15 protein-coding genes are annotated in these 14,417 nt (G+C 62.8%); 2 read left to right on the top strand and 13 right to left on the bottom strand.

Annotation, left to right across the window (positions count from 1 at the left end; genetic code table 11):
- Positions 1-52: 52 nt before the first annotated feature.
- The 4 genes from Tal182_RS21985 to rsfS form a co-directional block, all read right to left on the bottom strand.
- On the bottom strand, positions 53-1,375 hold the full coding sequence (locus tag Tal182_RS21985) for a S41 family peptidase (RefSeq protein ID WP_003543943.1): 1,323 nt from the start codon (positions 1,373-1,375) through the stop codon (positions 53-55).
- On the bottom strand, positions 1,365-2,765 hold the full coding sequence (locus Tal182_RS21980) for a murein hydrolase activator EnvC (RefSeq protein WP_085860731.1): 1,401 nt from the start codon (positions 2,763-2,765) through the stop codon (positions 1,365-1,367). Before Tal182_RS21980 ends, Tal182_RS21985 begins: the two co-directional genes overlap by 11 nt.
- Before the next feature lie 179 nt (positions 2,766-2,944).
- Positions 2,945-3,427: a 23S rRNA (pseudouridine(1915)-N(3))-methyltransferase RlmH gene (gene rlmH, locus Tal182_RS21975; RefSeq protein WP_064805729.1), complete on the bottom strand. Its 483-nt coding sequence runs from the start codon at positions 3,425-3,427 to the stop codon at positions 2,945-2,947.
- 116 nt (positions 3,428-3,543) lie between these two features.
- Positions 3,544-3,987: a ribosome silencing factor gene (gene rsfS / locus Tal182_RS21970; protein WP_042119120.1), complete on the bottom strand. Its 444-nt coding sequence runs from the start codon at positions 3,985-3,987 to the stop codon at positions 3,544-3,546.
- A 209-nt stretch (positions 3,988-4,196) separates the two neighbouring features.
- On the opposite strand from rsfS, the gene Tal182_RS21965 reads away from it, so the two are divergent.
- The gene (locus tag Tal182_RS21965; RefSeq protein ID WP_064811579.1) at positions 4,197-4,574 is read left to right on the top strand and encodes a winged helix-turn-helix domain-containing protein; all 378 of its coding nucleotides are present in this window, start codon (positions 4,197-4,199) and stop codon (positions 4,572-4,574) included.
- Here Tal182_RS21965 and modC read toward each other — a convergent pair whose 3' ends face one another.
- The 7 genes from modC to obgE all read right to left on the bottom strand — a co-directional run bounded on the left by modC (position 4,575) and on the right by obgE (position 12,069).
- Entirely contained in the window at positions 4,575-5,642 is a 1,068-nt protein-coding gene (gene modC, locus Tal182_RS21960; protein WP_085860730.1) for a molybdenum ABC transporter ATP-binding protein, read from the bottom strand. It lies immediately after the preceding gene.
- Positions 5,639-6,340, bottom strand: coding sequence for a molybdate ABC transporter permease subunit (gene modB / locus Tal182_RS21955; RefSeq protein ID WP_064805723.1), 702 nt, complete (start codon positions 6,338-6,340; stop codon positions 5,639-5,641). Before modB ends, modC begins: the two co-directional genes overlap by 4 nt.
- 309 nt (positions 6,341-6,649) lie before the next feature.
- Positions 6,650-7,441 carry a molybdate ABC transporter substrate-binding protein gene (modA, locus tag Tal182_RS21950; protein WP_085860729.1) on the bottom strand — a complete coding sequence of 264 codons (792 nt, stop codon included), beginning with the start codon at positions 7,439-7,441 and terminating at the stop codon, positions 6,650-6,652.
- Positions 7,442-7,911: 470 nt separating this feature from the next.
- Positions 7,912-8,511, bottom strand: coding sequence for a nicotinate-nucleotide adenylyltransferase (locus Tal182_RS21945; RefSeq protein ID WP_245344862.1), 600 nt, complete (start codon positions 8,509-8,511; stop codon positions 7,912-7,914).
- A gap of 37 nt (positions 8,512-8,548) precedes the next feature.
- The gene (locus tag Tal182_RS21940; RefSeq protein ID WP_085860727.1) at positions 8,549-9,832 is read right to left on the bottom strand and encodes a glutamate-5-semialdehyde dehydrogenase; all 1,284 of its coding nucleotides are present in this window, start codon (positions 9,830-9,832) and stop codon (positions 8,549-8,551) included.
- Positions 9,825-10,994: a glutamate 5-kinase gene (gene proB, locus Tal182_RS21935; RefSeq protein WP_085861022.1), complete on the bottom strand. Its 1,170-nt coding sequence runs from the start codon at positions 10,992-10,994 to the stop codon at positions 9,825-9,827. Before proB ends, Tal182_RS21940 begins: the two co-directional genes overlap by 8 nt.
- On the bottom strand, positions 10,981-12,069 hold the full coding sequence (gene obgE, locus Tal182_RS21930) for a GTPase ObgE (protein WP_085860726.1): 1,089 nt from the start codon (positions 12,067-12,069) through the stop codon (positions 10,981-10,983). Before obgE ends, proB begins: the two co-directional genes overlap by 14 nt.
- Positions 12,070-12,153: 84 nt before the next feature.
- On the opposite strand from obgE, the gene Tal182_RS21925 reads away from it, so the two are divergent.
- On the top strand, positions 12,154-13,020 hold the full coding sequence (locus Tal182_RS21925; protein WP_085860725.1) for an endonuclease/exonuclease/phosphatase family protein: 867 nt from the start codon (positions 12,154-12,156) through the stop codon (positions 13,018-13,020).
- A 37-nt stretch (positions 13,021-13,057) separates the two neighbouring features.
- On the opposite strand, the gene Tal182_RS21920 is transcribed toward Tal182_RS21925, so the two are convergent.
- Together Tal182_RS21920 and Tal182_RS21915 are read right to left on the bottom strand one after the other, a co-directional pair.
- Entirely contained in the window at positions 13,058-13,645 is a 588-nt protein-coding gene (locus Tal182_RS21920) for a GNAT family N-acetyltransferase (RefSeq protein WP_085860724.1), read from the bottom strand.
- Entirely contained in the window at positions 13,642-14,298 is a 657-nt protein-coding gene (locus Tal182_RS21915) for a GNAT family protein (protein ID WP_011427247.1), read from the bottom strand. Before Tal182_RS21915 ends, Tal182_RS21920 begins: the two co-directional genes overlap by 4 nt.
- Between the last annotated feature and the right edge of the window lie 119 nt (positions 14,299-14,417).

The raw sequence follows: 14,417 nt of genomic DNA, 5'->3' as shown, positions 1-14,417 counted from the left end.
AAACAGCAGAAAGGGTCAAGGCCGGGCGAGTGCCCGGCCTTGCAATGATCGATTACTTGGCGACGACGGCCTTGTCCGGGTTCGGCGGAAAGGCCGGATCGGTCTTCTTGCCGCGCAGAAGGTCGAGCGCGTAGTTCAGCTGAACGTCGTCCTTCGGGTCCGGCGGCACATAGGCAACGGAGCCCGAACCTTCGTCGGTTTCGCTCTGGCCCTTGATGTGGCCGCGCAGGCTGGATTCACCTTCGGTCACCATCTTGCCCTGAAGTTCCTCCGGCAGCGGCTCCTCGACCTTGATGTCGGGGGTGATGCCGGTGCCCTGGATCGAGCGGCCCGACGGCGTGTAATAGAGCGCCGTAGTCAGGCGCAGCGCGCCGTTTTCGCCGAGCGGGATGATCGTCTGGACGGAACCCTTGCCGAAGGAGCGGGTGCCGAGAACGGTGGCACGGCGCAGATCCTGAAGGGCGCCGGCGACAATTTCCGATGCGGACGCCGAACCGCCGTTGATCAGCACGATGACCGGCTTGCCATCGGTCAGATCGCCCGGACCGGCATTGAATCGGCGGGTTTCATCGGGATTGCGGCCGCGGGTCGAAACGACCTCGCCACGCTGCAGCAGCGCGTCGGAGACGTTGATCGCCTGGTCGAGCAGACCGCCCGGGTTGAGGCGCAGGTCAAGGACGTAACCCTTCAGCTTGTCGGCCGGAACGGTGTCCTTGATCTTCTTGATCGCCTTCTCCATGTCGGGATAGGTCTTTTCGGTGAAGGAGATGATGCGGAGGTAACCGACATCGTCCTCGACGCGCGACTTGACGGCCTGGACGGCGACCACATCACGGACGATCGTCAGTTCGATCGGCTTGTCGGCGCCCTTGCGGATCAGCGTCAGCTTGATCGGCGTGTTGACGGCGCCGCGCATCTTCTCGACGGCGTCTTCCAGCTTCAGGCCGCGAACGGACTGGCCGTCGATCTCGGAGATGTAGTCGCCGGCGAGAACGCCGGCCTTGGCGGCGGGCGTGTCATCGATCGGGGTGATGACCTTGACGAGCTCGTCTTCCATCGTGACTTCGATGCCGAGACCGCCGAACTCACCCTTCGTCTGGGTGCGCATGTCTTCGGCGTCCTTCGCATTCATGTAGCTCGAATGCGGATCGAGCGAGGACAGCATGCCGTTGATGGCATTCTCGATCAGCTTGTCTTCGGCCGGCGGCGTGACGTACTGCGCACGCACGCGTTCGAAGACGTCGCCAAATACCGAGAGTTCCTTGTATGTCGAGGATCCGGCTGCTTCTGCCGGCACACCTGCCGAGTAAATGACGCTCATCGCGGTCGCACCCATCAATGCGCCGACCAGAACAAGAGAAGCCCTACGAATCATTGCGTGCCTTTCCAGTGTCCTTGGCGGTCCACCACGGTCGGGAATCGACCGGTTTACCGTCTTTTCGAAATTCAATGTAAAGCGTTGGCCGGTCCGTTTCCAGCGCCAATGCAGTTGCGCTCGCCACTCTTTTCGCTCCCATCACGGCGAGCGGTTCGCCGGAGAAAACGAATTTTCCCTGACGGGTATTGATCGCATCCATTCCCGAGAGAACCAGGTGATATCCGTCGCCCGCGTCGAGAATGATCATCTGACCGTAACTGCGGAAAGCGCCGGCAAAAACCACCAGGCCATCGGCAGGCGCCGTCACCACTGTCTCCGGATTGGTGGCGACCGTCATTCCCATGGCTTCATGCCCGGTGCCATCGGCATCGCCGAACTGGCGCAGGATATCGCCGGCCACCGGCAGTTCCAATTTCGCCCTCAATTCTGCGAAGGGATATGCGGGCGCAATGCGGTTTTTATCGGGCACGCCGCTCTCGGCCAGCGCCTTCGCCTGAGCCCGCTGCTCGTCGGTCAAGAGCTTGCGGTTTTCCTCGGCCTGGCGGGCGGCGGCGGCCGCTTCGCGTACCGAGGCGATCTCGGATTCCATCGAGGCGACGAGGCCTTCGAGGCTGGTCGCCTTGCCCGCGAGTTCCTGCGAGCGTTTCCTTTCGGCCTCCAGTTCGGCGGCGTTGCTGCGGCTGAGCTTATCGTTTTCGGCAAGCAGCAGGTCCATGCGCCGCTCTTCCTCGATGCTATCGGTCATCGTCGCCGTAAGCTGCGTCTTCTCGGCGGCGCTTGCCGTCTGCAGCGCAGCCAGGCTTGCGAGATCGGCGGCGAGCTTGTCGGTTTCCTTGCGGATACCGGGCACGACGGCGCCGAGCAGTATGGCGCTGCGCACGGAAGCAAGCGCGTCGTCGGGCGTGACGAGCAAAGCCGGCGGCGGATTGCGGCCCATGCGCTGGAGTGCCGCCAGCACCTCGGCTAGCAGGCCGCGGCGCTCATGCAGGGAACGGCGAATGCCATCCTGCTTGACGCCGAGATCGGCAAGCTTCTTCTCGCTCTCGAGAATCTGCTTTTCCAGGCCTTTGCGGCGGGCGGCGGAATCGATCAGCGCCTGGCGAATGCTCTGCGTGCTCTTTTCCAGATTGCTGATGCTTTGCTGGAGTTCGCTCACCTTGTCCGAGGACAGGCTGATGGTCTTCGAGAGGGTTTGGAGTTCGGCGCGGGTCTGATCGCGTTTGGCGGCAAGTTCGGCGGCCGGATCGGGCGGCGGCGCCTCGGCGGGCGGCGGGTCTGAAGATTGCGCCGCTTCCGGGGCGGCATCCTGGGCCCGGACCGAAAACGGGCTTGTCGAGACGAGTATGACCGCAACACCCAAACCGGCCGCAAGTGCCGGCAGAATCATGCGGTGTCGCCTGGTTGAAATCGTCGTCATGCGTGTCCGGGCACTCTCTCAAATCGCGCGGAGACTAAGCTGATTTGGCACGCTTTGCCAGAAAGTTTGCAGGAGAAAGCCTGCCTGCGCAAAACACGGCTGCGTGACAATGCGACGCATCGCCAAAGCCATGGACCGAGCCGGAATGGTCAGACGCGGTGATAGGGGTGGCCGGACAAGATGGTGACGGCGCGGTAGAGCTGCTCGGCGATCAGCGTGCGCACAAGTTGGTGCGGCCAGGTCATTTTGCCGAGGCACAGTGTGGCGTCGGCCCGGTCGTAAAGGGCGGGATCGAGGCCGTCGGCTCCGCCGATCGCAATCGTCAGCTCGCGTTTTCCCTGGTCACGATAGGTGCCGAGCAGGTTTGCGAAGGCTTCGCTGTCGAGCGCCTTGCCGCGTTCATCGAGAAGAATGAGAACACTGCCCTCGGCTAGCGATTTCAAAAGCATCGCCGCCTCTTCGCGCTTGCGGGTCTCCGCATTGGAGGCCCGGCTTTCGCCGACTTCGGCAACACGGGTGAATTCGAGACCGACAGCAGAGCCGGCCTTGGCGAAACGATCGAGGTAACGGGCCACAAGATCCTTTTCGGGGCCGGACTTCAGCCGTCCCACCGCAAAAAGGCCAATTCGCATTTCCCCGCTCCTGCTCGTGACGGCATTTCAGGCGCACGATGCACCGCAGCCGGCTTCTTATCTTCCCGGCCAGTCAAATGCCGCATCTCAGACGCCGGACGATGCCAGTTCGCCTGTCAGTGCCGTGTTTCTTCATCCATATCCGGAGCCGCCCACATCTTTTCGATGTTGTAGAACTCGCGGATTTCGGGGCGGAACACATGCACGATGATGTCACCGGTGTCGATCAGGATCCAGTCGCCGCCTTCCTGACCTTCGACGCGGGCTGAACCGAAGCCTTCGTCCTTGAGATCGGTGAGCAGGTGATCCGAGATCGCCAGGACATGCCTGTTCGAGCGACCGGAGACGACGATCATATAGTCTCCAAGCGCCGATTTTCCGGCAATGTCGATGGTGACGATATCTTCAGCTTTGGAGTCCTCAAGGCTGGTGAGGACGGCTTCTAAGGCGCGGGCAGCGGCATCGGCGCCACGTTCCGCACTCTTCGGGACAACGGCGAGCGTTTTTCCCTTGGCGTGTACTGTTGTCAGTTTTTTCCCTTTCCTGGAATGACAAACCATGCACAACACGAGATCCGATCACGACCGGATCATGGTTAAGATAGGCATCAAACCACTAATGTTTCAAGACGTGCTAAGGTACAGAGCGGCCGAAAATCCGATCTGGCGCCCGAATTGAAGAATATTGCCGCCCAGGCTGCTTGTGCGGTCGGTGTACAGTTTCCGTATCGCGGCGTAAAGTGCCGCAAATTCCTCGATTTTTCGATTCGATGACCGATCCAGCCGCAAAAGCACCTGTTCCCGTCCTGCGAATCAGCTTCCCGAATGAGCACCGCCTCGGTCACGGCAAGATGGAACTGCTGGAGCATATCCGCGCGACCGGATCGATCTCGGCGGCCGGACGGGCGATGGACATGTCCTATCGCCGAGCCTGGCTGCTCGTCAGCGAGATGAACCGGATGTTCTCAGAACAGGTGGTGGAGCCGCAACGCGGCGGACAGAAGGGCGGCGGTGCGGCATTGACGCCATTCGGCGAAGAATTGCTCGCGCGTTTTCGCCGGATGGAAAAGACGGTGCGGGAGAGCCTTGCCGAGGATCTCGCCTGGCTCGAAGCCAAGCGAAATCTGCCGCCTGGCGAGCGCGGCTGATCAGCCTTCCAGGGCAACGGTCTTGATGATGGCGAAGACGGTCTTGCCTGGCCGAAGATTAAGGCGCTCGCAGGAGAGTGCGGTGATACGCGAAAGAATGGCGTCGCCGGCGCAATCGATCCGGATTTCGACCGTTCCGTCCTCGCCCGACGATATCGCTTCGATCCTGCCTTCGAGAATGTTTAGCGCGCTGAGGCCCTCGGGCCTGGCGGTCGCCAGCATGACGTCGCGCGACGGGATGCGGATGCGCACTGGTCTGCCGGGCGTAAGCACTGCGCTCGGAATATGCAGTTGAGAGGATTTCAGAGTGACGGTCGACAAGCGGTGACGCGCATCGAAGCTTTCGACGGTGCCTTCGAGCAGCGCGCCGGCCTCTTTCCGGTCGGCGGCCGCAGACGGGCGGCTCAATATGTCGACGGCCGGGCCGGTCGCTTGCACCTTGCCGTCGTGCATGACGACGACCTGGTTTGCCAGCCGCGCCACCTCGGCAATCGCATGGCTGACATAGACGATCGGGATTTCGGTCTCATCGCGCAACCGCTCGAGATAGGGCAGGATCTCGGCCTTGCGCGCCTCGTCGAGGGCGGCAAGCGGCTCGTCCATCAAAAGCAGCCGGGGCGAGGAGAGAAGGGCGCGGCCGATCGCGACCCGCTGCTTTTCGCCGCCGGAAAGTTTTGCCGGGCTGCGTTCCAGCAGCGGCTCGATGCCGAGCAGGTCGATGATATGATCGAAATTCTCGCGGCGCGCCGCCTTTGGGGCAAACCAGCGGCCGTAGGTAAGATTGGCGCGGACGCTCAAATGCGGAAACAGCCGTGCCTCCTGAAAGACATAACCGAAACGGCGGCGGTGTTTCGGGACGACGATGCCAGCTGTCGTTTCGGTGAGGCGCTCGCCGTCAAGCACGACGCGACCTTCATCCGGCCGGGCGAGACCGGCGATGATGCGGATCAGTGAGGTCTTGCCGGAGCCGGAGCGGCCGAACAATGCAGTCACACCGCCTTCGGAGGTGAAGGCGGCGTCGAGCGAAAAGGCGCCGAGTCTCTGTTTTGCCTGGACGATCAGGGTCATTCCGGATCGATCCTTCGGCCGGCGAGACGCGCGAGCAATTCGGAGGCGAGCACGGCAGCCATGGAAATGACGATGGCGACCAGCGTCAGCCGCAGCGCGCCGGCATCGCCGCCCGGCACCTGGGTAAAGGTGTAGATCGCGGACGACAAGGTCTGGGTCTCGCCGGGAATATTGGAGACGAAGGTGATTGTCGCGCCGAATTCCCCCATCGCCTTGGCGAAGGAGAGGATCATGCCGGCGATGATGCCGGGCAGAGTAAGCGGCAGGGTGATCGTCAGGAAAATCCAGACAGGGCCGGCGCCGAGCGTTCCGGCCGCCTCCTCCAGCTTGCGGTCGACTGCCTCGATCGACAGGCGGATGCTGCGAACCATCAGCGGAAAGGCCATGACGGCGCAGGCAAGTGCGGCGCCCGTCCAGCGGAAGGAGAAGACGATGCCGAAATGCTGGTCGAGCAGGCTGCCGATCGGACCGCGGCGGCCGAAGAGGATGAGAAGAAGAAAACCGGTGACGACGGGAGGCAGGATCAACGGCAAGTGAACGATGCCGTTCAGCACCGACTTGCCCCAGAAGCGGCCGCGGGCCAAGAGCAGGGCAACGAGGATGCCGAAGGGCAGGCTCGCCAGCATCGCGACGATCGAGACGCGCAGGCTGAGCAGGATCGCCGTCCATTCTTCGTTGCTCAGGCCGAATATGTTCAACTGCGATTGTCTCCCTTGAAAATCCGGCATCACCCGACGCCTGCCCCTCATCCGCCTGCCGGCACCGCCGGGGGGAGAGCCACGGGTCTCGACCCGTCCTTCGGACCCCGCTCGCGGGGCGAAGGGGGGTCGCCGCAACCTCTCCGTCCCTCACTAACGTCTCGCAGGGCACGTCCCCTCTCCCCGCGAGCGGGGAGAGAGTTGGGGTGAGGGGCAACCATCCGCACGAAGTGGGCAGCCAAAATAGTAGGTCAGCAGCCTTGACGCTAAGCTGTCGCCCCTGATTCCGCAATCGTCTCAGCTTCTCAATCACTTCAGGATAGTGAAGCCCTGCGCCGTGAAGAAAGCGGCTGCCTTGTCCGATTTCAGGAAATCGAGATAGGCTGCTGCATCCGGGTTCTTGCTGTCGGCAAGAATTGCCACCGGATAGATGATCGGTGGGTGGGAGTCGGCCGGGAAGGTGCCGACGATCGCGACACCCTTATCGGCCGCCGCGTCGGTCTGGTAGACGATGCCGTAAGGCGCTTCGCCGCGGGAGACCAGGGCGAGGGCGGCGCGCACGCTTTCGGCGCCGGCGACCTTGCTTTCGACCGATGTCCAGACGCCGAGTTTTTCCAGTGCGGCCATGCCGTATTTGCCTGCGGGAACCGATTTCGGCTCACCCATGGCAAGCCTGCCGTCACCGAGCAAATCGGCGAGATTGAAACCCTGTTTGATCTCTACTGGCTTTGCCTTGTCCTTTTCGGCCACGAGTACGATTCGGTTTCCGAGCAGGTCCGAACGGGTGCCGGCTTTGATCAGCTTCTTCTCGGCGAGATAATCCATCCAATCGCCATCGGCCGAAATGAAGATATCGGCCGGGGCGGCGTTTTCAATCTGCTTGGCAAGCGCCCCGCTCGCCGCATAGGAGGCGACGGTTTCCTTGCCGCTCTCCCTGGTCCAGGCGGCATTGGCGGCGTCGAGCGCATTCTTGAGGCTCGCCGCGGCGAAGACGGTCAGTTTTTCGGCGGCTGCGGCCGGCGCCGGCAGCGCTGCCGCGCCTAACCAGAGAGCCGCGATCGCGGCGGTTGCCAGGTTCATCCATCGGCCGCGGTTCTGCATGCATTCACTCACCAGGATTCGAAATATTTTAAGGAATATAACGACTCTCACGGTTTGGCTAGGGATGTATCCAAGAAAATATAACCGTATCGATGGACAATCGGCCTTAGCTTTTCGTGCATTGCTTTCTGAGAAGAAGATGGGCTGCAATGAGCTGCGGATCGCGATCGGTCCGCCAGAGGACCGCAGAGGCAAAGACGCTGTTTTCAGGGCTTGCCGATTAAAACGGCAGCGTTCCAGCGCTCGCAGCCGCAGTATTGCATGGTCCGCATTGCTGCATTGCACAAAATGATATTCATCTTCCCGCAGAATATGGTACAACACATCCATCGAAACGGCTTTCTCCTCCTCCCATAGCCGTTCGACAGGATCGGCAACACTCCTCCTCCCAGTTGTCGATCGAGTTTATAAGCCCGACGGATCTCCTCCCCCGTCGGGCTTTCTCGTTTCCGGATTTCCTTGAAAATCAGCTATCCGACCGCGCCCGGCAATGCGCCGTTGCGGATGGCCGTCGAGCTCAGGCCGGAGCGTGGCCCGTGGATGAAGGTCCAGGCCGGCGCTCGCTTCTTCCAGAGAACACGCGCGTCGTCTTCGTCGATGCGGGCGAAATCGAAGGTCCTCGTCATTTTCGAAGAGAGGTAGGAGAGCGTGGCGCCAGGCCGGTCGATCACCGCGATCGGAAAGGTGCGAGCGATCTCCTGCCATTTCTGCCATTTGTGGAAGGTCTGCAGGCTGTCGGCGCCCATGATCCAGATGAAATGCACATGCGGATTGCGCGCCCTGACGCGGGCGAGCGTATTGGCGGTGTAGCTGATGCCGAGCGCCTGCTCGAAAGCGGTGACCTTGATGCGCGGATCGGCGGCGACACGCTCGCTTTCGGCAATGCGCTCGGCAAGCGGCGCGAGAAGATTGCGGCTTTTCAGCGGGTTGCCGGGAGTCACCATCCACCAGAGCTGGTCGAGACCGAGCCGCTTGATGGCAATTTCGGCGACGAGCGCATGGCCCTCATGCGGCGGATTGAACGACCCGCCGAACAGGCCGACGACCATGCCGCGCTCGCTGTGCGGCATGCGGAGATAACGTCGGTCCAGCTTTTCCGTCGTCACGTCAGGGTCGGGTCTGTCCGGCACCGCGCACCCGGTATTTGAAGGATGTCAGTTGTTCGACACCGACGGGGCCACGGGCGTGCATCTTGCCGGTGGCGATGCCGATTTCCGCGCCCATGCCGAACTCGCCGCCGTCGGCGAACTGGGTCGAGGCGTTGTGTAGCAGGATCGCCGAATCGACTTCGGTGAAGAAACGCGCGACCACGCCGGGGTCTTCGGCAATGACGGCCTCGGTATGGTTGGACGAATATTTCTGGATATGGGCGATGGCGCCCGATATGCCGTCGACCACGGCGACCGAGATGATCGCGTCGAGATATTCGGTCGACCAGTCCTCTTCCGTCGCGGGCTTGAGGCCGGGCGCAACCTTCAGCACTGCCGCCGAAGCGCGGATCTCGCAGCCGGCATCGGTCAGCACCTCGAGCAGTGGCGTCAGATGCGTGCCAATTGCCGCACCATCGACGAGCAGCGTCTCGGCCGCGCCGCAGATGCCGGTGCGGCGCATCTTGGCGTTGACGACGATCTTCTTCGCCATCTCGAGATCGGCGGAGGCATCGATATAGATGTGGCACAGGCCTTCGAGATGCGCGAACACCGGCACCCGGGCCTCGTTTTGCACGCGGGCTACCAGGCTCTTGCCGCCGCGCGGCACGATGACGTCGATTGCACCCTCGAGGCCGCGCAGCATGGCGCCGACGGCGGCGCGGTCGGTGACCGGAACGAGCTGGATCGCATGCTCGGGAAGTCCCGCCGCCTTCAGGCCTTCGACCATGCAGGCATGGATAGCCTGTGATGAACGGCGCGAATCCGAGCCGCAGCGCAGGATGACCGCATTGCCCGCCTTGAGGCAGAGCGCGCCGGCATCGGCGGTGACGTTCGGCCGGCTTTCGAAAATGACGCCGATGACGCCGAGCGGCGTGCGGACGCGCTCGATCTTCAGGCCGTTCGGCCGGTCCCAGGCGGCGATGACTTCGCCGACCGGATCGGCAAGGGCGGCGATGGCGCGGATTCCCTCGGCCATCTCGGCAATGCGCTTGTCGTTCAGCGTCAAGCGGTCGACGAAGGAGGCAAGCGTTTCGCTGCCTTCGATGTCCTTCAGGTCCTTGGCGTTTTCGGCGAGGATATGCGCCTTGTTCGCCAGGATCGCGTCGGCCATGGCGTTCAGGGCCTTATTCTTCGCCTCGGTGGAGGCAAAGCCCAACGGCCGCGCGGCAGCCTTCGCCTTGCGGCCGATGTCGTTCATCAGCGCATCAATGTCAGGGCCCGGCGCAACGGTATCAAGCATAGCTCGCGTCCTTCTTTTGCCTTTCCGATTTCGACCGGATCTGCGCGTTCATCACCATATCGTCGCGATGAACCATGGCGGCGCGCCCGGCATAACCGAGAATGGCCGCGATCTCGGCCGACTTGCGGCCGGCGATGCGGCGGGCGTCCTCGGCATCGTAGCTCACCAGGCCGCGGGCGATCTCGCGGCCGGCAGGGCCGATGATCGCCACGGTGTCGCCGCGGCTGAAGAGGCCGGAAATGCTGCGCACGCCGGCGGGAAGCAGGCTCTTGCCGGCGCCGAGCGCCGTGACAGCGCCCTCATCGACGTGCAGTTCGCCTGCCGGCTGCAATTGTCCGGCGATCCAGGTCTTGCGGGCCGTGACGGGCGTTCCGGAGGGGGCGAACCAAGAGGAACGGGCGCCGTTTTCGATTGCCGAGAGCGGGCTGTCGGTCTTGCCCGAGGCGATGACCATGGCGCAGCCAGAGGTGGTCGCGATCTTGCCGGCATCGATCTTGGTGCGCATGCCGCCGCGCGAAAGCTCGGAGGCGGCGCCGCCGGCCATCGCCTCGATCTCCGGAGTGATTTCGGCAATCGTCTCCAGGAAGGCTGCGTTCGGATCGAGATGCGGCGGCGCGGTATAGAGGCCGTCGATATCGGAAAGAAGGATGAGCAGGTCGGCGCCGGTCATCGTCGCCACACGGGCGGCGAGGCGGTCGTTGTCGCCGTAGCGGATTTCACTGGTGGCGACCGTATCGTTCTCGTTGATGATCGGTACGGCGCCGATCTTCAGAAGCTGATTGATGGTGGCGCGCGCATTGAGATAGCGGCGGCGCTCTTCCGTGTCGCCAAGCGTCAGCAGGATCTGGCCGGCAACGATCTCGTCGCGCGACAGGCTCTCCGACCAGGCTCGCGCCAACGCGATCTGACCGACGGCGGCCGCGGCCTGGCTTTCCTCGAGCTTCAGCGCGCCGGAAGGCAGGTCGAGCACCGAGCGGCCGAGCGCGATCGCGCCCGAGGAAACGACGAGCACATCGATCCCCTTGGCCTTCAGGCCTGATATATCGGCGCACATGGCATCGAGCCAGGCCTTCTTCAGCCCGGCCTTCCGGTCGACCAGCAGGGCGGAGCCGATCTTGATGACGATGCGGCGGTAGCGGCCGAGCGGCTTACGGCTGGTCATCGGCCCCATCCTCGTCGTTGCCGTCTTCACTGACGACCATGTCGCGATGCCGGAGTTTCGGCGCCTTGGCCGGCTTCTCCTCGGCATTGTTCTCGACGATGATGTCGCGCAGTGCACGCAGAACCTCGGTCATACCCCTGCCGGTAACGGCCGAGATCTGGAAGGGGGTCTTGCCGCAGGCTTTCGCCAATTCCTTCGTCTTCTTCTTCAGTTCGGCCTCGTCGAGCACGTCGATCTGCGACAGCGCCACGATTTCGGCCTTGTCGGTCAGCTCATTGCCATAGGCTTCGAGTTCGTGTTTGACCGTCTTATAGGCCTTGCCGACCTTTTCTTCCTGGGCGGAGACGAGGTGAAGCAGCACGCGGGTGCGCTCGACATGGCCGAGGAAACGGTCGCCGATCCCGACACCTTCATGGGCGCCTTCGATCAGGCCTGGAATGTCGGCAAGAATGAACTCCCGCTCGTCGATGGTGGCGACGCCGAGATTGGGATGCAGCGTGGTGAAGGGGTAATTGGCGATCTTCGGCCGGGCGCGGGTAACCGCTGCCAGGAAGGTCGATTTGCCGGCATTGGGCAGGCCGACAAGGCCGGCATCGGCAATCAGTTTCAGCCGCAGCCAGATGGTTTTTTCCTCGCCGGGCAGGCCGGGATTGGCCCAATCCGGCGCCTGATTGACCGAGGTCTTGAAATGGGCGTTGCCGAAGCCGCCATTGCCGCCATGTGCGAGGCAGTAACGCTGGCCTTCCTCAGTCAGGTCGCAGATCATCGTTTCCCGGTCTTCCTCGAAGATCTGCGTTCCCACCGGGACCCTCAACGTCACGTCGCCGCCGTTGGCGCCGGTGCGGTTGCGGCCCATGCCATGGGTGCCGATCGTCGCCTTGAAATGCTGCTGGTAGCGGAAATCGATCAGCGTGTTGAGGCCGTTGACGGCCTCGACCCAGACGTCGCCGCCGCGTCCGCCGTCGCCGCCATCCGGGCCGCCGAACTCGATGAATTTCTCGCGCCGGAAGGAAACGCTGCCCGCGCCGCCATCTCCGGATCGGATATAGACCTTTGCTTCGTCGAGAAATTTCATTTTACTTCCAGTATCCGGTGGCAGTTGGACGGCCCGTCTTGGCCCATTCGATATAGGCGGTTCCGACGGAGGTCAAAGATTATCGTGAATTTCGTGAGCTATAACATACAGTACGGCTTCGGTCTCGACGGCCGATACGATCTCAAGCGGATTGCCCGGAGCCTCGAAGGCGCCGATATTATCGCACTGCAGGAGGTGACCCGCGGCTTTTCCCGCAACGGTTTTGCCGACATGGTGGCTGACATTGCTGCCTTCTTTCCCGACCATTTCTGGGTGTATGGGCCGGCCTGTGACATCCATATCAACGGGGGCGAAGGCGGGCTGCAGCCGGTGCGCGGCACGCGTTTTCAGTTCGGCAATATGGTGCTGTCGCGCTGGCCGATCCTGTCGACGCGGACGCTGCTTCTGCCACGCAGCCGGACGATCGCCAAGATCAACCTGCAGCGCGGCGCAACGGAGGCGCTGGTCGCCGCTCCCGGCGGGGCAGTCCGCGTCTATTCCGTCCATCTCGACCATGTCTCCGCCGACGAGCGCATTCGCCAGCTGCAATTTTTGAACGCCCAGGTCAAAGCCTTCATGCAAGAAGGCGGGTCGTTGACAGGGGGCGCCGAATTCGAACTGCCGGAGCCGCCGCTGCCGGAGGATTATGTCATCATGGGTGATTTCAACATGGAGCCGGAATCGCCGGAATATTGCGCGCTTGCCGGTGCCGGTGGCGGATATTATGGCCGCGTGACGAGGATCGGCACGCCGGTTGACGCCTTTGCGGCGCTTCAGGCCTATCGCCCGGAGAGCTACAGCTGGATGGATCCTGAGGATCACGGCAAACGCATGCATCTCGATTACTGTTTCGTCAGTTGCGGCCTGGAGGGCCGGTTGAAATCCGCCCGGATCGATACGCAATCCGTCGGGTCCGATCATTTTCCGGTGTGGGTCGAGATCGGAGACTAATGGAGGCGCCGCCGGTGCGGCGGCGCCTCCTGTTTGACTAAGCAACCTTCCGCGGCTGCAGCGCGCCCGGCTGCAGCACGGTTTCGATGTGCGACACCATGGTGTTGCGGGCGAAACAATAGATTTCGCCGCAACCCGTCATGCGGAACCCGAGCTTCTCCTGCAGCCGCAGCGAAGCCGGGTTGTCGGCGAAGACACCGGAATGAACAGGCGTCTCCGGCATGCGGCGCGAGAAGCGCTCGATGATCGCCGCAACCGCCTCGCTCATATAGCCGCGCCGCCAGTAGTAGCGGTTCAGCCAATAGCCGAGGTGCCAGCGGCCGTGGCGCAGCTCGATCGAGACGGTGCCGATATGGACATCGTCCTTGCCAGTGATCGCCAGCGACCAGTCCGGCAGCGTGCCTGACGTGACCGGCATCAGCCAGTCCAGCGCGTCCTGCCGGTCGAACGGCGCGGGGACGCGGGAGAGCATGCGCGTCACCGCGAAATCGGAGAGCGATTCCGCGATGGCAGGCGCATCGCTCAGCCGGTGGGGGCGGAGCGTCAGACGGGCAGTCGGAATGACCGGCGCGGGTCCGGGCATCATCGGCCTGGTGTCCGGCCTTTGCAGTGCCGACGTGCTCATGCGATGTTCCCCCAGCTTCGGAGCGACATCCAGGTCTTGCGGTCGAGCCTGTACCATTCCACAGGCACGTTGCTGCCGAGCGCCAGCGAGGCGGCCAGCCCCGATCCCTGGAACTGGAAGCCACACTTCTGGATGACGCGCCGCGAGGCGACGTTCATCACCCGGCAGCGGGCGTCGATCTGGTCTACGTCCTGCCGCGTCCGGAACACCATGTCGACGAGGGCATGGCAGGCCTCGGTGGTGTAGCCCTGGTTCCAATAGGGCTCACCCAGCCAGTAACCGATCTCGACGGTCTTGCCGTCGCTATGCGGTTCCACGCCGCAGCACCCCATGAAGGCGCCGTTTTCGGCTTTGGTGATGGCATAGACGCACTTGCCAATCTCGCCATTTCGCGAACGCCAAACAAAGTCGGCGGCATCATTGGCGGTATAGGGGTGCGGCATACGCGATACCATGGTGGCGACTTTGGCGTTGTTGGCGAGATGGGCAAGGGCGTCGATGTCTTCTTCGTGGGGCGCGCGCATGACGAGCCGTTCCGATAACAAGACAGGGCAATCGGTCCTTAACCGTTCCGGCCTCAGCCGTTCCTTGGAAGACCGCTGGTCTTCCCGGGAAGACCGTGATTGGTCCACCCTTATCAATTCGCCTTGCATGTTCAGTCCTCCTGTTTGGACAAAGAAAAAGGGGAGATGGCGCCCCATCTCCCCTGTTTTCTGGACTGAACCTGGTACGGTCAGCCGGGTCGATGAGACGCCGGCTGTTTTTGAGCGCT

Origin of the sequence: Rhizobium sp. TAL182 (assembly GCF_002117725.1) — a bacterium.
Classification (GTDB): domain Bacteria; phylum Pseudomonadota; class Alphaproteobacteria; order Rhizobiales; family Rhizobiaceae; genus Rhizobium; species Rhizobium esperanzae.
This window is presented reverse-complemented; position numbering and strand designations above follow the sequence as displayed.